The 18,995-nt window shown below is 67.8% G+C and carries 21 protein-coding genes and 1 tRNA gene; 17 read left to right on the top strand and 5 right to left on the bottom strand.

What is annotated here, in order from left to right; all coding sequences use genetic code 11:
* Window positions 1-86 precede the first annotated feature (86 nt).
* Window positions 87-428: a multidrug efflux SMR transporter gene (locus VXM69_RS23740; RefSeq protein ID WP_367189317.1), complete on the top strand. Its 342-nt coding sequence runs from the start codon at window positions 87-89 to the stop codon at window positions 426-428.
* Window positions 429-536: 108 nt separating this feature from the next.
* Window positions 537-1,163, top strand: a complete 627-nt coding sequence (locus VXM69_RS23735; protein ID WP_034187310.1) for a LysE family transporter — start codon at window positions 537-539, stop codon at window positions 1,161-1,163.
* A 3-nt stretch (window positions 1,164-1,166) separates the two neighbouring features.
* Here the strand turns inward: VXM69_RS23735 and VXM69_RS23730 are convergent, their stop codons facing one another.
* Together VXM69_RS23730 and VXM69_RS23725 are read right to left on the bottom strand one after the other, a co-directional pair.
* Entirely contained in the window at window positions 1,167-2,333 is a 1,167-nt protein-coding gene (locus VXM69_RS23730; RefSeq protein ID WP_367189316.1) for an enolase C-terminal domain-like protein, read from the bottom strand.
* A 340-nt stretch (window positions 2,334-2,673) separates the two neighbouring features.
* Entirely contained in the window at window positions 2,674-3,018 is a 345-nt protein-coding gene (locus VXM69_RS23725) for a cupin domain-containing protein (RefSeq protein WP_034187308.1), read from the bottom strand.
* A gap of 296 nt (window positions 3,019-3,314) precedes the next feature.
* On the opposite strand from VXM69_RS23725, the gene VXM69_RS23720 reads away from it, so the two are divergent.
* Window positions 3,315-3,389, top strand: a tRNA-Gly gene (locus tag VXM69_RS23720).
* A 134-nt stretch (window positions 3,390-3,523) separates the two neighbouring features.
* A complete protein-coding gene (gene trmB, locus VXM69_RS23715) occupies window positions 3,524-4,291 on the top strand; it encodes a tRNA (guanosine(46)-N7)-methyltransferase TrmB (RefSeq protein ID WP_059557183.1) in 768 nt (255 codons plus the stop codon).
* 89 nt (window positions 4,292-4,380) lie between these two features.
* On the opposite strand, the gene VXM69_RS23710 is transcribed toward trmB, so the two are convergent.
* The 3 genes from VXM69_RS23710 to VXM69_RS23700 form a co-directional block, all read right to left on the bottom strand.
* Window positions 4,381-5,211: an undecaprenyl-diphosphate phosphatase gene (locus tag VXM69_RS23710; RefSeq protein WP_034187306.1), complete on the bottom strand. Its 831-nt coding sequence runs from the start codon at window positions 5,209-5,211 to the stop codon at window positions 4,381-4,383.
* A 79-nt stretch (window positions 5,212-5,290) separates the two neighbouring features.
* Window positions 5,291-5,872 (bottom strand): DUF1439 domain-containing protein, encoded by a 582-nt coding sequence (locus VXM69_RS23705; RefSeq protein ID WP_034187305.1) that lies wholly within the window; start codon window positions 5,870-5,872, stop codon window positions 5,291-5,293.
* Window positions 5,869-6,189, bottom strand: coding sequence for a YkgJ family cysteine cluster protein (locus VXM69_RS23700; RefSeq protein WP_049031226.1), 321 nt, complete (start codon window positions 6,187-6,189; stop codon window positions 5,869-5,871). Before VXM69_RS23700 ends, VXM69_RS23705 begins: the two co-directional genes overlap by 4 nt.
* Window positions 6,190-6,365: 176 nt before the next feature.
* Between VXM69_RS23700 and hemN the strand changes: the two genes are divergently transcribed.
* The 13 genes from hemN to ureC all read left to right on the top strand — a co-directional run bounded on the left by hemN (window position 6,366) and on the right by ureC (window position 18,978).
* Complete coding sequence (gene hemN / locus VXM69_RS23695; RefSeq protein WP_367189315.1) at window positions 6,366-7,757, top strand: oxygen-independent coproporphyrinogen III oxidase; 1,392 nt, start codon at window positions 6,366-6,368, stop codon at window positions 7,755-7,757.
* Window positions 7,758-7,829: 72 nt separating this feature from the next.
* Window positions 7,830-8,087: a hypothetical protein gene (locus VXM69_RS23690; protein ID WP_006488573.1), complete on the top strand. Its 258-nt coding sequence runs from the start codon at window positions 7,830-7,832 to the stop codon at window positions 8,085-8,087.
* A 104-nt stretch (window positions 8,088-8,191) separates the two neighbouring features.
* Entirely contained in the window at window positions 8,192-8,848 is a 657-nt protein-coding gene (locus tag VXM69_RS23685; RefSeq protein WP_034187303.1) for a protein-L-isoaspartate O-methyltransferase, read from the top strand.
* Between the two features lie 14 nt (window positions 8,849-8,862).
* Window positions 8,863-9,186 carry a rhodanese-like domain-containing protein gene (locus VXM69_RS23680; RefSeq protein ID WP_034187302.1) on the top strand — a complete coding sequence of 108 codons (324 nt, stop codon included), beginning with the start codon at window positions 8,863-8,865 and terminating at the stop codon, window positions 9,184-9,186.
* A 367-nt stretch (window positions 9,187-9,553) separates the two neighbouring features.
* Window positions 9,554-10,861 (top strand): urea ABC transporter substrate-binding protein, encoded by a 1,308-nt coding sequence (gene urtA / locus VXM69_RS23675; protein WP_367189313.1) that lies wholly within the window; start codon window positions 9,554-9,556, stop codon window positions 10,859-10,861.
* A gap of 113 nt (window positions 10,862-10,974) precedes the next feature.
* A complete protein-coding gene (gene urtB / locus VXM69_RS23670) occupies window positions 10,975-12,594 on the top strand; it encodes an urea ABC transporter permease subunit UrtB (RefSeq protein ID WP_124607812.1) in 1,620 nt (539 codons plus the stop codon).
* A gap of 1 nt (window position 12,595) precedes the next feature.
* On the top strand, window positions 12,596-13,783 hold the full coding sequence (gene urtC, locus VXM69_RS23665; protein WP_034187299.1) for an urea ABC transporter permease subunit UrtC: 1,188 nt from the start codon (window positions 12,596-12,598) through the stop codon (window positions 13,781-13,783).
* Window positions 13,780-14,637, top strand: coding sequence for an urea ABC transporter ATP-binding protein UrtD (gene urtD / locus VXM69_RS23660; RefSeq protein ID WP_367189312.1), 858 nt, complete (start codon window positions 13,780-13,782; stop codon window positions 14,635-14,637). The genes urtC and urtD overlap by 4 nt, the downstream gene beginning before the upstream one ends.
* Window positions 14,638-14,641: 4 nt before the next feature.
* Window positions 14,642-15,334 (top strand): urea ABC transporter ATP-binding subunit UrtE, encoded by a 693-nt coding sequence (gene urtE / locus VXM69_RS23655; RefSeq protein ID WP_367189311.1) that lies wholly within the window; start codon window positions 14,642-14,644, stop codon window positions 15,332-15,334.
* 179 nt (window positions 15,335-15,513) lie between these two features.
* Entirely contained in the window at window positions 15,514-16,389 is an 876-nt protein-coding gene (locus tag VXM69_RS23650; protein ID WP_034187296.1) for an urease accessory protein UreD, read from the top strand.
* Between the two features lie 236 nt (window positions 16,390-16,625).
* The gene (gene ureA, locus VXM69_RS23645) at window positions 16,626-16,928 is read left to right on the top strand and encodes an urease subunit gamma (RefSeq protein ID WP_006406310.1); all 303 of its coding nucleotides are present in this window, start codon (window positions 16,626-16,628) and stop codon (window positions 16,926-16,928) included.
* Between the two features lie 8 nt (window positions 16,929-16,936).
* Window positions 16,937-17,242: an urease subunit beta gene (locus VXM69_RS23640; protein ID WP_034187295.1), complete on the top strand. Its 306-nt coding sequence runs from the start codon at window positions 16,937-16,939 to the stop codon at window positions 17,240-17,242.
* 29 nt (window positions 17,243-17,271) lie between these two features.
* On the top strand, window positions 17,272-18,978 hold the full coding sequence (gene ureC / locus VXM69_RS23635; protein ID WP_034187294.1) for an urease subunit alpha: 1,707 nt from the start codon (window positions 17,272-17,274) through the stop codon (window positions 18,976-18,978).
* The last annotated feature ends 17 nt before the right edge of the window (window positions 18,979-18,995 follow it).

The following is an 18,995-nucleotide window of genomic DNA, read 5'->3' as shown; positions in this document are numbered from 1 at the left end:
GTACCAAGCTCCTTTCGTGGGCGGACCGCTGACACCTCCGCTTCTCCTCGCCGCTCGGTATAAGCGTCGGGGGAAGGAGGCCGTTCGTGTCCCCGTCCCAGTCTGCCTGGTTTCTGCTAGGCGTCAGTGTTCTCGCCGAAGTGCTCGGCTCCGTCGGCCTGAAATTTTCGGTCGGTTTTTCCCGCCCGCTGCCGTCCGCGCTCACGATCGTCTGCTATGCCTGCGCCGTATCGCTGATGGCGCTCGCGACGAAGCGGCTCGAACTGGGGCTCGCATACGCGAGCTGGGCCGCCGCCAGCACCGCGGCCACCGCCGTGATCGGCATCGTCTGCTTCGACGAGTGGGTGTCGTCGCTGAAGCTCGCCGGCCTCGCGCTGACCGTCTGCGCGCTCGTCGCGCTCAACCTCGGCGATGCAGCGGCGCGGTGATCGACGCGCAGGCGCCCGGCGCGGCATTGACAACACCCCCCGGCCCCCCTTAACGTTGCTCACATCGTAACCATCACCGGTTCAGCTTAAGAGGTTGTCGGCCCGCTCGTGCTCGACACCTCTGCCTTCCTCGAAGGCCTGTTGCTTGGCGCCGGCCTGTTCACGTCGGTCGGCCCCAAGGACGCCTTCGTCATCAAGCGCTCGCTCTCGAGCCCTCACCTGCTCTCCATCGCCCTCGTCTGCGCAGGCAGCGACGCGTTGCTGATCGCGCTCGGCGCGCGCGGGTTGTCTTCGTTGCTGTCGCGCCATCCCGGCGTCGTGTCGGCCGCGCTGTGGGCCGGCATCGCGTATCTGGCCGGTTACGGCCTGCTCGCATTGCGCTCGGCGATCCGGCGACGACAGCCGGAACACGTCACGGGTCCACGCTCGGCCACCGAACCCACGCGGTCGAGCACGGTGCTCGCCACCGCCGCCGTTTCGCTGCTCAATCCGTATGCGTGGATCGATACCGTGCTGCTGCTCGGCACCGTGATCGTGAGTCATGCGCCGTCCGCACGCGCGCCGTTCGCGATCGGTGCGATGACCGCTTCGCTCGTCTGGTTCCTGATGCTTGCCTATGGCGCACGCGCGTGCCGTGCCTGGTTCGCTCGCACGCTCGCGTGGCGTGTGCTCGACGGCTTCGTCGCGGTGATGATGCTCGGCTTCGCGATTCGGTTCGCGATCGATGCGCTTTAGGTTTCAGCGACCGGATACCGGGATCGCGCGGAATGTATCGTGCGCGTTGGCATGCAGTTCGAAACCGATACCGGGCGCCTGCGGCACGCGTGCGTATCCGGCGTCGACGGTTTCGCCGTCGGCCAATCCGCTGAACGGATGGAACGCGAACGGGCTGACTTCCGCGCCGCCGAGACCGAGCGCCGCGACGACGTGCAGCGAGAACAGATGGCCGCCGTGCGGCCAGAACGCATCGCGCCGCCAGCCGCGCGACACGAAGTGATCGACGATCTGCAGATAGCCCGGCAGCCCGTAGCCGTGCACGGGATCGAACACGAGCACGTCGCGATCGCGGCGCAAACCGCCATAGCGCTCGAGCAGCTTCGCTTCCGCGAGCGAGAACAGCGCTTCGCCGGCCGCGATCGGCGGGGCGTATCGTGCGGCGAGGTCCGCCTGAAGCGGCAGGTCGAGCGGGTCGCACACGTCCTCGAACCACCAGAGATCGAACGGTGCGAGCATCTCGGCGGCCGCGCCGACCGTCGTGGCGTCATACGTATTCATCGCGTCGACCGCAAGATGCGAACTTCCCGCGAGGTGCGCGGCGGCGACTTCGATGCGGCGTCGATCCTGGTCGAGATCCGCGCCGCCGATCTTGATCTTCGCATGCGTGTAGCCGAGATCGGCGAAACGACGCATCTCGTCCGACAGGCGCGCGAGATCGTCATGCGGATAGCGGTAGCCGACGCCGGCATACACGCGCACGCGGGTTGCCGCCGTGCGTTCGAGCCGGTCGGCGAGAAAACGACTGAGCGGCAGGTCGGCAATTTTCGCGGCGGCGTCCCAGATCGCCATGTCGAGCGTGCCGACCGCGACGCAACGTTCGCCGTGGCCGCCGGGCTTTTCGCCGGCCATCATCGCGCGCCATGCACGGAACGGGTCGAGGTTCGTGCCGGTGTCGTCGGCGAGTGTATCGGCGGCGGCCAGCAGGCGCGGCGCGAACCGTTCGCGGATCAAACCGCCCTGCGCGAAGCGGCCGATCGATGCGTAGCCGTAGCCCGTCACCGGGCGGCCGTCGCGCACGACGTCGGTCACGACCGCGACGACGCTCGTCGTCAGGCCGCCGGACGGAATCGCGGGATCGGCATAACGCGACACGGGAATCGCGCGCTCGTGGATGGCGGTGATGCGCATGGTCGGGCTCCGGAGAGGCGTCCGGCGCAGGCGGATGGTTCATGCGCTGCAGCGGAATCGATGGGCGGATCGCTGCATCTTAGGGGTTTGCGTGACAGCGTGCAGGACCGGCGGCGACCGTCGTCGCGTAATCGCCGGACAACCGCGCGTCGCATTCGTCACGGGTTGAAGTCGGATAGCCGAGCGCGCCGAGCCTGTCGCCACGCTCGGCGCGCTATTTCCGGACCGGATCGGCATTCATTGATTGAGCCGGAGTCCTCGTTTGCTTCTCGCGGCTTGGTGAGCCGCGAGAAGCAGGGCGATGACGGTATGCGTGGGCCGGGTCGAATCGACCGCCCGCTCAGGCGAAAACGAAGTACTTGCGCACCGTCTCCACCACTTCCCACGTCCCTTTCATGCCGGGTTCGATCACGAACACGTCGCCAGCCTTCAGGTGCACCGACTCCTCCCCTTCCGGCGTGATGATGCAGTACCCGTCGAGGAAGTGGCAGTACTCCCACTTCTCGTAGTTCACCTCGAACTTGCCCGGCGTGCAGATCCAGGTGCCCATGATCTTGCTGCCGTCTTTCGAGACGTACGCGTTGAGGTTCACGGTGTGCGGATCGCCGCCGATGCGCTTCCACTTGGTCGCATCAAGGACAGGCGTCGGGCAGGTTTTGCGCAGAACGGTGATGAAATCGGACATGTCGGCTCCAGACTGACGATCGTGTAAGAGACCTGTCACGTTAGTTCGAAAGCCTTGCCCGGGCTTGTATGCGTCCGACACCGACTCGTCCATTTTCGACATCGGCTGGTAGAGGCACGCCGCCGGCGGGTTTCGTCCGATCTGGGTGCCACGGAACCGCCTCACTTAATGGCCGATCTGCCGCGCAGACGGTGCATCGAGATAGGTGTCCGTCGCGGTACACAAAGTCGTTTGCCAGCCGCCCAAACAACCTCACTTGCCACGTCGCCGCCAAACCTTGTAGAATTACGCGTTCTGCGGGCGTCGTATAATGGCCATTACCTCAGCTTCCCAAGCTGATGACGTGGGTTCGATTCCCATCGCCCGCTCCAGTTTTCGGCTGCATCGCAGCCTGCGCAAAAGCCGCCTCGTCGAAGGCGGCTTTTTTGTACCATGTGCCGGATCGCCCGGCGCACTGCCGCGCACAACGGGCCCTCGCCCGCAACCGAGCCTTTCTCTGTCACCGATGATGCACGACGATCCGAACGAAGCCGGCCTGCCGCCGCACGACGACGCCATTTCCGACGAAGCCGCCGAAGGCGCCGACGACGTCAATCCGCTGCACCGCCGCCGCATCCGCAGCTTCGTGACGCGCGCCGGCCGCGTGTCGACCGGCCAGCGCCGCGCGCTCGACGAGTTCGGCCCGCGCTTCGTCGTGCCGTATGCGCCGGAACTGCCCGACTGGAACGCGATCTTCGGCCGCAACGCGCCGCGCATCCTCGAGATCGGTTTCGGGATGGGCGCGTCGACCGCGGAAATCGCCGCGCACCGCCCGGGCGACGACTTCCTCGGCGTCGAAGTCCATGAGCCGGGCGTCGGCGCGCTGCTGAAGCTGATCGGCGAGCAGGATCTGCCGAACATCCGCATCATCCAGCACGACGCGGTCGAAGTGCTCGAGCACATGATCGCGCCGGAAAGCCTCGACGGCGTGCACATCTTCTTTCCCGATCCGTGGCACAAGGCGCGCCACCACAAGCGCCGGCTGATCCAGCCGCCGCTCGTCGCGCATCTCGCGTCGCGCCTGAAGCCCGGCGCCTACATTCACTGCGCGACCGACTGGCAGAACTACGCGGAGCAGATGCTCGAAGTACTCGGCGCGGAGCCGACGCTCGAGAACACGGCCGCCGACTACGCACCGCGCCCCGACTACCGCCCGGTGACGAAGTTCGAACGGCGCGGGCTGCGGCTCGGCCACGGCGTGTGGGACCTGGTGTTCCGCAAGCGCGCCGGTTAAGCCCTCGCTCCGCCCAGAAAAAACGGCCCGACCGGCATTGCCGATCGGGCCGTTTTTTCATGCCCGCACGCCGGATTCCGGCGCGCGCCTCACGCCCAGTTCAGCCAGCCGCTGTAACCGACCAGCAGCACGAACAACCCGAACGCGATCCGGTACCACGCGAACACCGTGAAATCGTGCGTCGCGACATAACGCAGCAGCCAGCGCACGCACACGAACGCGCTGACGAACGCCGCGACGAGCCCGAGCGCGAACAGGCCGAGCGAATCGACGGTGAACGCCTGCCAGTCCTTGACGGTTTCGTAGAGCGTCGCGCCGAAGATGATCGGAATCGCGAGGAAGAACGAGAACTCGGTGGCCACGCGCCGGTCGAGGCCGAACAGCATCCCGCCGATGATCGTCGAGCCCGAGCGCGACATGCCGGGCACTAGCGCGAAGCATTGCGCGATGCCGACCTTGAACGCATCGAGCGGCGTCAGCGCATCGACCGACATCACGCGCGGCGGCTCGCTGCGTTCACGCTGCCGCGCCTCGGCCCACAGGATGATCGCGCCGCCCACGACGAGTGCGAACGCGACGGGCACCGGCGAAAACAGCACGGCCTTGATCTTCTTCTCGAACAGGAGGCCGAGCGCGATCGCGGGAATCGTCGCGATCACGACGTTCAGCGTGAAGCGCCGCGCGTCGGGCCGGCTCGGCAGCCCGGACACGATGGATGCGATCCGCTGCCGGTATTCCCAGCAGACCGCGAGAATCGCGCCGAACTGGATCACGACGTCGAACGTCTTCGCGTGCGAATCGTTGAAATTCAGGAAGCTGCCCGCGACGATCAGGTGGCCGGTGCTCGACACCGGCAGGAATTCCGTCAGCCCCTCGACGACGCCGAGGATCAATGCCTTGCAGATCAGGATCCAGTCCATCCGTGGCCCAACTCCGAAAAGGTCGAAAGAAAGGGCCACTCTTCCACGCGCGGCCCGCCCGGCCGCGCGCGGTCCGTCGTCACTTTTCGACGATCGCCACGCGTATGCCGTTTGTAAGGATCGTAATTGTACCGGGTTCGTAGTTCACCCCGGCAAATTGCAGTTGCTCGGGCTTGAACGTGTAGATCGGGTAATTGGTCAGCAACTGCGTCGCGAGCAGGCCGGCGGCTGCCCCGACCTGCTGCGCGTACATCTGCGCGTCGCCGTCGAGCACGAGGCTGTCGACGGCCGGTGCCTTCAGCACGACCGAGCGGCTCGGCGCGTCGTACGCGAGCTGGCCCGACACGGTGAACTTGCCGCTGACGGGCGCGCGCAGGAACGGGCTCGCGAAATGCGCGTCGAGCTGCACCGCGACGCGGTTCTGGTCCGGCAGCAGGTTGACGTTCGGGTTCGCGAGCGACACGTCGACGACCTGCGCAACCGTCTTCTGGTACGGGAACTTGCGCCCGACGGCTTTCTGCACGTCGCCGCGCGAGAACGTGTAGTGATCGGGGATGAACGGGAACGTCGACGCGCACGCGGCGAGCGATACGCACACGCCGACGGCGCCGAGGGAGGCGGCAAGGAAACGGCGCCGGCCGGGCGCGCGAGGTACGGTCATGCTGAACGCTCTCCTGTAGGCGCCGACGGCCGCGTCGCGGCCTCGAGGCGCGTGAGCCACGCGAGCGCGTCGTCGCGCGACGCGCCGCACATGTCGGCGGACGGCTGCAGCCCGGAACAGCACGCGGGCCGCTCGGGCCGGCCGAAGATCATGCAGCGCAGGTCGTCGCCGAGCTGCGCGCAGCGCACGCCGGCCGGCTTGCCGCCGGGCATGCCCGGGATCGGGCTGGAAATCGACGGCGCGATGCAGCACGCGCCGCAGCCCTCGCGGCACGCATGCGGCGGCGGGACGTCGGCGGGCGCCGGGCGGACAGGCAATTCGACGGACACTCGGCTCTCTCGACACGACAGACAACGAAAACGGCGCGGCAACCGGACGCGGTGCCCGGTTGCCCCACCCCGCATTGTGCCATCGTCGGCTGCGACGTTATTACACAATGCAGCCGAATCGCGTGTTTATATACTCGAAAGCATCTAAAAAGCGCGAGACCGTCATGAGTTCTGGTTCTGCCGACACAATGTTCCGTCCCGATTTGCTCGCGAAATACGGCGCGAACGGGCCGCGCTATACGTCGTACCCCACCGCGCTGCAGTTCCGCGACGATTTCGACCCGGCCGACTACGTACGCGCGGCCAGCGACCCCGGCGCGTCGTCGAGCGAGCTGTCGCTGTACGTCCACATCCCGTTCTGCAACACCGCGTGCTTCTACTGCGGCTGCAACAAGATCGCGACCAACAACCACCGCCGCGCCCGCCCGTATCTCGACCAGCTCAAGCGCGAGATGGCGCTGCAGGCCGCGCTGTTCGATCCGTCCCGCCCCGTCACGCAGCTGCACTGGGGCGGCGGCACGCCGACCTTCCTGTCCGACGACGAAACGGCCGAACTGATGGCGGCCACCCGCGAGCACTTCGCGCTCGCGCCGGACGCCGACGCCGAGTTCTCGATCGAGATCGACCCGCGCACGGTCACGCCCGCGACGCTCGTGCACCTGCGCACGATCGGCTTCAACCGGCTGAGCCTCGGCGTGCAGGATTTCGACCCGGCCGTCCAGCAGGCAATCAACCGCGTCCAGCCGCGCGCGATGACGGCCGACCTGCTCGCCGCCGCGCACGCGACGGGCTTTCATTCGGTGAGCGTCGACCTGATCTACGGGCTGCCGCACCAGACCGTCGCCGTGTTCGCGCGCACGCTGGAGACGATCATCGAGCTCGCGCCCGATCGCCTGTCGGTGTTCGGCTACGCGCACATGCCGCACCTGTTCAAGATGCAGCGGCAGATCGACGACGCGGCGCTGCCGCCGCCGGAAGCGCGCATCGCGCTGCTCGGCCTCGCGATCGACATGCTGACGTCGGCCGGCTACGTGTACATCGGGATGGACCACTTCGCGCGGCCGTCGGACGAACTCGTGCGCGCGCAGCGCAACGGCACGCTGCAGCGCAATTTCCAGGGCTACAGCACGCGCGCGGACACCGATCTCGTCGGCTTCGGCGTGTCGTCGATCGGCAAGGTCGGCGACGTCTACGCGCAGAACGCGAAGGACCTGCCCGCGTACGGCGCCGCGCTCGACGCGGGCCGGCTGCCGATCGCGCGCGGCGTGCGGCTCACGCCCGACGACCGGCTGCGCCGCGACGTGATCACGCAACTGATGTGCAACCTCGCGCTGCCGTTCTCGCATGTCGAGGCCGCGCACGGCATCCGCTTCACCGATCATTTCGCGCGCGAACTCGACGCGCTGCGCCCGTTCGAGCGCGACGGGCTGCTGACGATCGCGCGCGACCGCCTGACGATCCATCCGGCCGGCCGGATGGTCGTGCGCAATATCGCGATGGCGTTCGACGCATACCTGGGCCAGATGCCGCGGCAGCGTTACTCGCGCACCGTTTGACACCCGCGCCGGCCGCACGCGGGCGGCCGGTTTGATACAGTGTGGGGCTTACGCTCCGCCAGAACCCGCACGATGCGCACCACCAAAGCGACCCACGCGGTCGAACGCCTGAAGACCCGCTCCGGCAACCCGCAATTCGCGGCCGTCGCGATGGCGGGCGGCCTGTTCTATCTCGTCGACCGTTCCGGCGGCACCGCCGAAAAGCGCTGCGAGCCGCTGCCGCTCGACGAGTTCGTCAAGTTCGTCGACGAATTCGGCCCCAAAAAGCCGCGCAAGGCGAGCAAGCTCGACCTCGCATTCGAGGCGCAGATCAAGAAGAGCAAGGGGTAAAGGTCTGTTGCAGGCCGCCTGAAGGCTTCGCGGCCGCCCCGTTTGGTACAATCACGAAGTTTCTCTATCCCCGCTGATGGCCGACCAGGCTGCGTGACCACACCATGAATATCGAAAACGCGCGTTTCAACATGATCGAACAGCAGATCCGTCCGTGGGACGTGCTGGATCTGGACGTCCTGGGCCTGCTGTCGATCGTCAAGCGTGAAAACTACGTTCCGGCCGAATACCGCGATCTCGCGTTCGCCGACCTCGAACTGCCGCTGCCCGGCGGCACCAGCAAGATGCTGTTCCCGCGCGTCGAGGCGCGCGTGCTGCAGGAGCTGACCGTCAAGAAACACGAAAACGTGCTCGTGATCGGTGCGGGCTCCGGTTACCTGGCCGCGCTGTTCGCACATCGCGCGCAGCACGTGACGGCCGTCGAAATCGATCCGGCGATCGCGAAATTCGCGGAAGACAACCTGCGCAACGACGGCGTGACCAACGCGGAAGTCGTGCTCGGCGACGGTTCGCGCGGCTGGGCGGCCAAGGCGCCGTACGACGTGATCTGCGTCGCGGGCGGCCTGCCGGTCGTGCCGCAGGAAATGCTCGAGCAGCTGAAGATCGGCGGCCGCCTGTCGGCATTCGTCGGCGGCCGTCCGGTGATGAAGGCACAGATCATCACGCGCATCGACGACAAGCAGTATCGTGTCGCCGACGTGTTCGAAACGTACATCAACCACCTCGTCAACGCGATCGAGCCGTCGCGCTTCAAGTTCTGAGCGGCGGAGCCTCCATGCAGATCCTGACGCCCGCGATGCTCGCGGAATGGCTCGGCGATTCGGCACGCCCCGCGCCGGTCGTGCTCGACGTGCGCGAGCCGTGGGAAATCGCGACCGCGCAGATCGCCGGCAGCGTGTCGATCCCGATGCAGCAGATCCCCGCGCGCAGCGAGGAGCTCGACGACGAAGCGGAAATCGTCTGCGTGTGCCATCACGGGATGCGCAGCGCGCAGGTCGCGATGTTCCTCGAATCGCGCGGCTTCACGAAGCTGTACAACCTGCAAGGCGGGATCGACGCGTGGTCGCGCGACGTCGATCCGTCCGTGCCGCGTTACTGACCTGTCCGGCGGCGCATCATGCGCCGCCCCGCCGGCCGGCCCGCTGCCGCCGGCCGCACTGATCCGCCGAACGGGCACGCATCGCGTGCCCGTTTCTGTTTTCCGCCCCGCTTCGTTCCCGTCCACATGCGCCGCCGGCGGGCAAAGGCACCGCGCCCCGGCCGACCGTGCACCATTTGCGCCCACGCGCCTGCACCGCAACGGACCGCACCTGCTGCGCGACGCATCATCCGCACCATCCCGACGCCCGGTAACGCCCCGCACAGGCACGCCCGGCGTGCATCCGTGCGACTGGCACATGCCTTGCGTTACAGGAAGGCCGGCGCCGCCACGGCGCACGCACAACCAACACGACAAGGGGATACCGATGAAACGTCGCAGTCTGTTGAAGTTCGGTTCGATGGCCGGCGCGCTCGCGCTGGCGGGCAAGAGCCCGTTCGCGCACGCGGCCGATGCCGGCACCAGTCCGATCAAGGTCGGCATCCTGCATTCGCTGTCGGGCACGATGGCGATCTCGGAGACGTCGCTGAAGGACACCGCGCTGATGACGATCGCCGACATCAACAAGAGCGGCGGCGTGATGGGCCGCAAGGTCGAACCGGTGGTGGTCGATCCCGCGTCGAACTGGCCGCTGTTCGCCGAGAAGGCGCGCCAGCTGCTCACGCAGGACAAGGTCGCGTGCGTGTTCGGCTGCTGGACGTCGGTGTCGCGCAAGTCCGTGCTGCCGGTGTTCGAGGAACTGAACGGGCTGCTCTACTATCCGGTGCAGTATGAAGGCGAGGAAATGTCGCGCAACGTGTTCTACACGGGCGCCGCGCCGAACCAACAGGCGATTCCGGCCGTCGAGTACCTGATGAGCGCGGAGGGCGGCGGTGCGAAACGCTTCTTCCTGCTCGGCACCGACTATGTGTATCCGCGCACGACCAACAAGATCCTGCGCGCATTCCTGAAATCGAAAGGCGTGAAGGACGCCGATATTCAGGAGGTCTACACGCCGTTCGGCCACAGCGACTACCAGACCATCGTCGCGAACATCAAGAACTTCTCGCAGGGCGGGAAGACGACCGTGATCTCGACGATCAACGGCGACTCGAACGTGCCGTTCTACAAGGAACTCGGCAACCAGGGCATCAAGGCGACCGACGTGCCGGTCGTCGCGTTCTCGGTCGGCGAGGAAGAGCTGCGCGGGATCGACACGAAGCCGCTCGTCGGCCATCTCGCCGCATGGAACTACTTCATGTCGGTCAAGAACCCGACCAACACGAAATTCAAGGACCAGTTCGCCGCCTGGGTGAAGGCGAACAACCTGCCGGGCGGCGCGAAGCGCGTGACCAACGACCCGATGGAGGCGACCTACGTCGGCATCCACATGTGGAAGCAGGCGGTCGAGAAGGCGAAGAGTACCGACGTCGACAAGGTGCGCGTCGCGATGATCGGCCAGACGGTTGCCGCGCCATCCGGCTTCACGCTCACGATGGACGGCAACCATCACCTGCACAAGCCGGTGATGATCGGCGAGATCCGCGGCGACGGGCAGTTCAACGTCGTGTGGAAGACGAAGACGGCGGTGCGCGCGCAGCCGTGGAGCCCGTTCATCGCCGGCAACCAGGGCAAGCCCGACGTCGTCAGCTCGATCCCGGCGTTCCTGCGCCGGCAGCGCACGGCGCTGGCCTGACGCGATGCAGGGGCACGCACACCGACGCGCTGCCCCGCTCGCACGCATGCACCGATGCGCCGGCCGGCCCATCGGTGCGTGAATCCGCCTCCCTACGCCGACAGGATCTCCCGATGCCTACACGCTTTCGCCGAGCCGCCGTCGCGATCGTCGCGTGCGCCGCCCTCGCGGGCATGCTGCCGCGCGCCGCGTTCGCGCTGACGGCGGCCGATACCGCCGCGCTCGCCGGCGACGACTTCGACGCGAAGACGGCCGCGATCGAACGCCTCGCCGCCGACACGGATCCGCGCGCGATTACGGTACTCAACGCACTGTCGAGCGGCGACGCGCTCGCGACCGGCGACGGCCGCCTGCTGATCCAGACCGGCGACACCGCGCACGATGCGCTCACGCAGGCCGCGACGCCGGCCGGCGATGCACAGCCCGTGATGCTGAACAACCTGCTGCGCACGAAGATCGCGGGCGCGCTGTCGGGCCTCGCGCTCGCATCGCCCGACGTCGCCGCGCGACGCGACGCGATCGATGCGCTGCTGAAATCGCCCGATCCGGCGCTCAAGCCGATGATCGACCGTGCCCGCGCGAAGGAAACCGACCCCGCACTGAAGCGCCGCCTCGACGCGCTGTGGGCGATCTCCGCGCTGCACGACGCCGATCCGGCGAAGCGCCTCGAAGCCGTGCAGGTGGTGGCCGCGCGCCGCGATCTCGACATGATCGAACAGCTCCGCCCGCTCGTCGCGAAGAATGCCGACGGCAGCTACACGGAACCCGACGCCCGCGTGCGCGACGCCGCGCAGCAAGGGCTCGACGCATTGCACTCGCTGCAGCGCCGCGGCGAGATCGTCGGCACGCTGTTCGCGGGCCTGTCGCTCGGCAGCGTGCTGCTGCTCGCCGCGCTCGGCCTCGCGATCACGTACGGGCTGATCGGCGTGATCAACATGGCGCACGGCGAGTTCCTGATGATCGGTGCGTACGCAACCTATGTCGTGCAGACGCTGGTCCAGCGCTACGCGCCCGGCGCGTTCGACTGGTATCCGCTCGTCGCCGTGCCCGCGTCGTTCGTCGCGGCCGCGCTCGTCGGCATCGTGCTGGAGCGGCTCGTGCTGCGGCACCTGTACGGCCGCCCGCTCGAAACGCTGCTCGCGACGTTCGGCGTGAGCCTGATCCTGATCCAGGCGACGCGCATGCTGTTCGGCGCGCAGAACGTGCAGGTCGTGAATCCATCGTGGATGAGCGGCGGCGTGACGGTGATGCAGAACCTGATCCTGCCGTACAACCGCCTCGCGATCCTCGCATTCGCGCTCGCGGTGGTATTCGTCGCGTGGGCCGTGCTGACGAAGACGCGGCTCGGCCTGTTCGTGCGCGCGGTCACGCAGAACCGCCGGATGGCCGCGTGCGTCGGCGTGAAGACCGCACGCGTCGACGCCTATGCGTTCGCCTTCGGTGCGGGCATCGCGGGCCTCGGCGGCTGCGCGCTGTCGCAGATCGGCAACGTGGGCCCCGACCTCGGCCAAAACTACATCATCGATTCGTTCATGGCCGTCGTGCTCGGCGGCGTCGGGCAGATCGCCGGCACCGTGCTCGGCGGCTTCGGGCTCGGCCTCGCGAGCAAGGCGATCGAGCCGTTCTGGGGCGCCGTGCTCGCGAAGATCGCGGTGCTCGTGATGATCGTGCTGTTCATCCAGAAACGCCCGCAGGGCATGTTCGCCCCGAAGGGCCGCAGCGCGGAGGCTTGACGTGACTTCAATCAGCGATTCGCTGTCGAACCCGGTCGCCGGCGCACCGACGCCCGCCGCCGCCGGACGGGCGGCCGACGGCTTCGCGCTCGGCCTGCCGCCGCGCCCCGCGCTCTTGTCGCGCCGCGCATGGCTCGCGCTCGTCGCGCTGTGCGTCGCGATCGGCATCGGCGTGCCGCTCGCCGCGCTCGTCGCGCCCGAAGCGAGCGCGTTCCATCTGTCCGCGTACGCGATGACGCTCGCCGGCAAGCTGATGTGCTATGCGATCGCCGCGCTCGCGCTCGATCTCGTGTGGGGTTATTGCGGCATCCTGAGCCTCGGCCACGGGCTGTTCTTCGCGCTCGGCGGCTATGCGATCGGCATGTACCTGATGCGCGAGATCGGTCGCGACGGCAAGTACGGCAGCGACCTGCCGGACTTCATGGTGTTTCTCGACTGGCACCAGCTGCCGTGGTACTGGAGCGGCACGCAACATCTCGCGTGGGCGCTCGCGCTCGTGGTGCTCGTGCCGGCCGTGCTCGCCTGGGTGTTCGGCTTCTTCACGTTCCGCTCGCGCGTGAAGGGCGTGTACCTGTCGATCATCACGCAGGCGCTGACGTTCGCCGCGATGCTGCTGTTCTATCGCAACGAGACGGGCTTCGGCGGCAACAACGGCTTCACCGACTTCAAGCGCATCGCGGGCTTCGCGATCACGTCGCCCGGCACGCGCACGGTGCTGTTGCTGCTGACGTTCGCGACGCTGGTGCTGGCGTTCATCGCCGCGCGCGCGATCGTCACGAGCAAGCTCGGGCGCGTCGTCACGGCCGTGCGCGACGGCGAGACGCGGCTGATGTTCCTCGGCTACAGCCCGCTCGCGTACAAGCTGTTCGTGTGGACCGTGTCGGCCGTGCTGTGCGGGATCGCCGGCGCGCTGTACGTGCCGCAGGTCGGCATCATCAACCCCGGCGAGATGTCGCCCGGCAACTCGATCGAGATGGCGATCTGGGTCGCGGTGGGCGGGCGCGGCACGCTGATCGGGCCGATCGTCGGCGCATTCGCGGTGAACGGCGCGAAGAGCCTGTTTACCGCGTACTTCGCCGAATACTGGCTGTTCTTCCTCGGCCTGATCTTCGTGCTCGTGCCGCTGCTGCTGCCGCGCGGCATCATGGGCCTCGTCGAAACCTTGCTCGCGAAGGGGAAACGCGCATGAACGGAACGGCCCTGTACCAGTTCACGCCGCCGCCCGAGGACGAATTGCTCGCCGTCAGCGGCGCCGCGTCGATGGGCCGCGTCGTGCCGCAAGGCATCGACACGTCGCACGGCACGATCCTTTATCTCGAGGATATCGAGGTGAGCTTCGACGGCTTTCGCGCGCTGAAGAAGCTGTCGCTCGCGATCGACGCGGGCGAGCTGCGCTGCGTGATCGGCCCGAACGGCGCGGGCAAGACGACGATGATGGACGTCGTCACCGGCAAGACGCGCCCCGATGCCGGCAGCGTGTTTCTCGGCCAGACGCTCGACCTTTCGCGGATGAGCGAGCCCGAGATCGCGCGCGCGGGCATCGGCCGCAAGTTCCAGAAGCCGACCGTGTTCGAACAGCATCCGGTGTGGGAAAACCTCGAGCTCGCGATGCAGACCGACAAGGGCTGGCTCGCCTCGCTGCGCGCGCGGCTCGACCGCTCGGCGCAAGCCAGGATCGAGGAGACGCTCGCGCTGATCGGCCTCGAAAGTCACGCCTACCGCACGGCCGGCGAGCTGTCGCACGGCCAGAAGCAGCGGCTCGAGATCGGCATGCTGCTGATGCAGCGCCCTGCCCTGCTGCTGCTCGACGAGCCGGCGGCCGGGATGACCGACCACGAGACGATGGAGCTCGCCGAGCTGCTGAACACGCTGCGCGGCACCTGCTCGATGATGGTCGTCGAGCACGACATGGAATTCGTCGCGGCGCTCGCGGGCGACACGGGCCGCGTGACGGTGATGGCCGAAGGCGCGGTGCTCGCGCAAGGCACGCTCGACCAGGTCAAGCGCGACGACGCCGTGATCGAGTCATACCTCGGACGATGATGCGATGCTGAAGATCGAAGCACTGAACCAGTACTACGGCGGCAGCCATATCCTGCGCGACGTGAACCTCGCCGCCGACGACGGCAAGCTCACCGTGCTGCTCGGCCGCAACGGCGTCGGCAAGAGCACGCTGCTGCGCTGCCTGATGGGCGTCGTCGCCGCGAAGAGCGGCAGCGTGTCGTGGCGCGGCACGGCGCTCGGCGCGCTGCCGCCGTATGCGCGCGTCGCGGCCGGGCTCGCGTACGTGCCGCAGGGCCGCGACATCTTTCCGCGGCTCACCGTCGAGGAAAACCTGCTCGTCGGCGCGGCCAGCCGCAAGGCGCCGTCGAAAGTGCCGGACCGCATCTACGAGCTGTTCCCCGTGCTGAAGGACATGCGCGCGCGGCGCGGCGGCGACCTGTCGGGCGGCCAGCAGCAGCAGCTCGCGATCGGCCGCGCGCTGATGAGCGAGCCGCAGCTGCTGATCCTCGACGAGCCGACCGAAGGCATCCAGCCGTCGATCATCCAGGACATCGGCCGCACGCTGCGCCAGCTCGTCGACGAATCGAGGATGACGGTGCTGCTCGTCGAACAGTATTACGATTTCGCGCAATCGATCGCGGACCGCTACTGGGTGATGAGCCGCGGCGAGATCGTCGCGGGCGGCGATGCGCGCGACATGGCGGCGAACGGCGTGCGCGAACTGATCGCGGTGTGATGCGCGGCACGGCGGTAGGCACCGCGGCAGGCACGGCGTAGGCACCGCGGCGAGAACGGATGGCTAGCCGGGCCGCGGCACGCGGCGCTTCCACCGAACGCGGCAACTGCATTATTGTTCCGGTAGCATCCACGTTCCTCGCGCCCGTTTCCTTCGTTTCCCGTTCCCGTTTGCCGCCGATGTCCGCCTCCGATTCGCACGCCCCGCTGTCCCGCCCCGCCGTCGCCAAGTCGTGGCGCGGCCGCCTCGAACTCGGTTTCGAGCGGCACGGTGCGCGCACGACGCTCGCGCACCGGTTGCACGACGGCCCGCTGCGCGTGCAGCGGCCGCTGTACCCGGAAGGCGACGCGATCTGCCACGCGGTGATCGTCCACCCGCCGGGCGGCGTCGCGGGCGGCGACCGGCTCGACATCGACATCGCGCTCGGCGACGGCACGCACGCGGTGCTGACGACGCCGGGCGCGACCAAGTGGTACAAGTCGAACGGCCTCGACGCGACGCAGCGCATCGGCATCACGGTCGGCCGGGACGCGAAGCTCGACTGGCTGCCCCAGAACAACCTGTTCTTCGACGCGGCGCACGCAGCGCTCGATTTCACGGTGACGCTCGGCGCGGGTGCCAGTGCGATCGGCTGGGACGCGACGCAGCTCGGCCGGCAGGCGGCCGGCGAAACCTGGGCGGCGGGACGCATCGCATCGACCTCGGCGCTCGTCGATGCCGACGGCCGGCCGCTTTGGACCGAACGCGCGCTGCTCGACGCGCACGATCCGCTGCGCGGCGCGCTGCAGGGCCTCGCCGGCTTTCCCGCATACGGCACGCTGTGGGCCGTCGGCGCCGCATGCGACGCCGCGCTGGCCGAGTCGCTCGCCGCCCGGATGCCGTTCGACGACACGCTGCGTGCGGGCGCCACCTGCGTGACGCCCGGGGTCGTGCTCGTGCGCGCGCTGTCGACCTCGATGGAAGCGCTGCAGCGCCACTTCACCGACTGCTGGCTGCACTTGCGGCCGATCGTGCACGGCGTCGACGCACGGCCGTTGCGCCTCTGGCAAACCTGAGCGCGTCCGCGCCGCGCACCGTTTCGGCGCAAGGCCGCCTCGGACACTGCACGTTCGTCATGCACGACGCACCATGAACGCGCATCGCGCACCATGCGACAGGCATGGCACGCGCCTTGCTCCTTACATAGTTGATACACGACGCACGCAAAACAGCGCGGTGCTACGATGACTCGCGCGTCCGCCTGGTCGCCTGTACACCGATAAAAATTACGTTTTCCCGAACGTTTGCCTTCATGAAACTGACTCCCCGCGAGAAGGACAAGCTGCTGATCTTCACGGCAGCGCTGCTGGCCGAGCGCCGTCGCGCGCGCGGCCTGAAGCTCAACTATCCGGAGGCGGTCGCCTTCATCACCGCCGCGCTGATGGAAGCCGCACGCGACGGCAAGACGGTGGCCGAAGTGATGCATTACGGCACGACGCTGCTCACGCGCGACGACGTGATGGACGGCGTGCCGGAGATGATTCCCGACATCCAGGTCGAGGCGACCTTCCCCGACGGCACGAAGCTCGTGACCGTCCATCATCCGATTCCGTGAGGCCCCGCATGATCCCCGGCGAAATCCTCACCGACGACGGCGAACACGAACTGAACGCGGGCCGCGCGACGCTGACGCTCGTCGTCGCGAACACCGGCGACCGCCCGGTGCAGGTCGGCTCGCACTACCACTTCTTCGAAGTCAACGACGCATTGTCGTTCGACCGCGCGGCCGCGCGCGGCTTCCGGCTCAACATCGCGGCCGGCACGGCCGTGCGCTTCGAGCCGGGCCAGACGCGCACCGTCGAGCTCGTCGCGCTCGCGGGCGCGCGCGCCGTCTACGGTTTTCAAGGCAAGGTGATGGGGCCGCTGTAAGCCGCGCCCCGCTCTTCAGGAACAGCAACATGACACTACGCTTGAGCCGCCGCGCGTACGCGGAAATGTTCGGGCCGACGACGGGCGACCGCGTCCGGCTCGCCGACACCGAACTGCTGATCGAGATCGAACGCGACTTCACGACCTACGGCGAGGAAGTGAAGTTCGGCGGCGGGAAGGTGATCCGCGACGGGATGGGCCAGTCGCAGCGCGTGGCCGCCGACGTGCCCGACACGGTCATCACGAACGCGGTGATCCTCGATCACTGGGGCATCGTGAAGGCCGACATCGCGATCAAGCACGGCCGCATCGCCGCGATCGGCAAGGCCGGCAACCCCGACATTCAGCCAGGCGTGACGATCGCGATCGGCGCGGCGACCGAAGTGATCGCCGGCGAAGGGCTGATCGTGACGGCCGGCGGCATCGACACGCACATCCACTTCATCAGCCCGCAGCAGATCGACGAGGCGCTCGCATCGGGCGTCACGACGATGCTCGGCGGCGGCACCGGGCCGGCCACCGGCACCAACGCGACGACCTGCACGCCGGGCCCGTGGCACATGGAGCGGATGCTGCAGGCCGCCGACGGCTGGCCGATCAACCTCGGCTTCCTCGGCAAGGGCAATGCCAGCCTGCCGGAGCCGCTCGTCGAGCAGATCGCGGCCGGCGCGATCGGGCTCAAGCTGCACGAGGACTGGGGCACGACGCCCGCCGCGATCGACAACTGCCTGTCGGTCGCCGACGACACCGACACGCAGGTTGCGATCCATACCGATACGCTGAACGAAGGCGGCTTCGTCGAATCGACGGTCGCCGCGTTCAAGGGCCGCACGATCCACACGTACCACACCGAAGGCGCGGGCGGCGGCCACGCGCCCGACATCCTGAAGGTGTGCGGCGAGTCGAACGTGCTGCCGTCGTCGACCAACCCGACGCGCCCGTACACGATCAACACGCTCGACGAACATCTCGACATGCTGATGGTGTGCCATCACCTCGATCCGTCGATCGCCGAGGATCTCGCGTTCGCCGAATCGCGGATCCGCCGCGAGACGATCGCGGCCGAGGACATCCTGCACGATCTCGGCGCGCTGTCGATGCTGTCGTCCGATTCGCAGGCGATGGGCCGCGTCGGCGAGGTGATCATCCGCACGTGGCAGACCGCGCACAAGATGAAGGTGCAGCGCGGCGCGCTGCCGGAAGACGGCGCGCGCAACGACAACTTCCGCGCGAAGCGCTACGTCGCGAAGTACACGATCAACCCGGCGCTCACGCACGGCATCGCGCACGAAGTCGGCTCGATCGAGCCCGGCAAGTGGGCCGACCTCGTGCTGTGGGAACCGGCGTTCTTCGGGATCAAGCCGTCGATGATCCTGAAGGGCGGGATGATCGCGATGGCGCAGATGGGCGACCCGAACGCGTCGATCCCGACGCCGCAGCCGGTCCACTACCGCGAGATGTTCGCGACGCGCGGCGGGGCGCTCGCGCGCACGTCGCTGACCTTCGTGTCGCAGATGGCGGCCGACGCGGGCATCGCGGAACGCTACGGCCTCGCGAAGCGGATCGTACCCGTGCGCAACTGCCGCAACGTGACGAAGGCCGACATGATCCACAACGCGTGGCGCCCGTCGATCAGCGTCGATCCCGAAACCTACGACGTGATCGCCGACGGCCAGTTGCTGACCTGCGAGCCGGCAACGGTGCTGCCGATGGCCCAACGCTATTTCCTGTTCTGATTGCCGGTTTTCCGTTT

It is taken from the genome of Burkholderia sp. Ed8 (assembly GCF_040761425.1).
Taxonomy (GTDB): Bacteria; Pseudomonadota; Gammaproteobacteria; order Burkholderiales; family Burkholderiaceae; genus Burkholderia; species Burkholderia seminalis.
The sequence above is the reverse complement of the archived record's forward strand: the minus strand, read 5'-3'. Positions and strand labels throughout refer to the sequence as shown.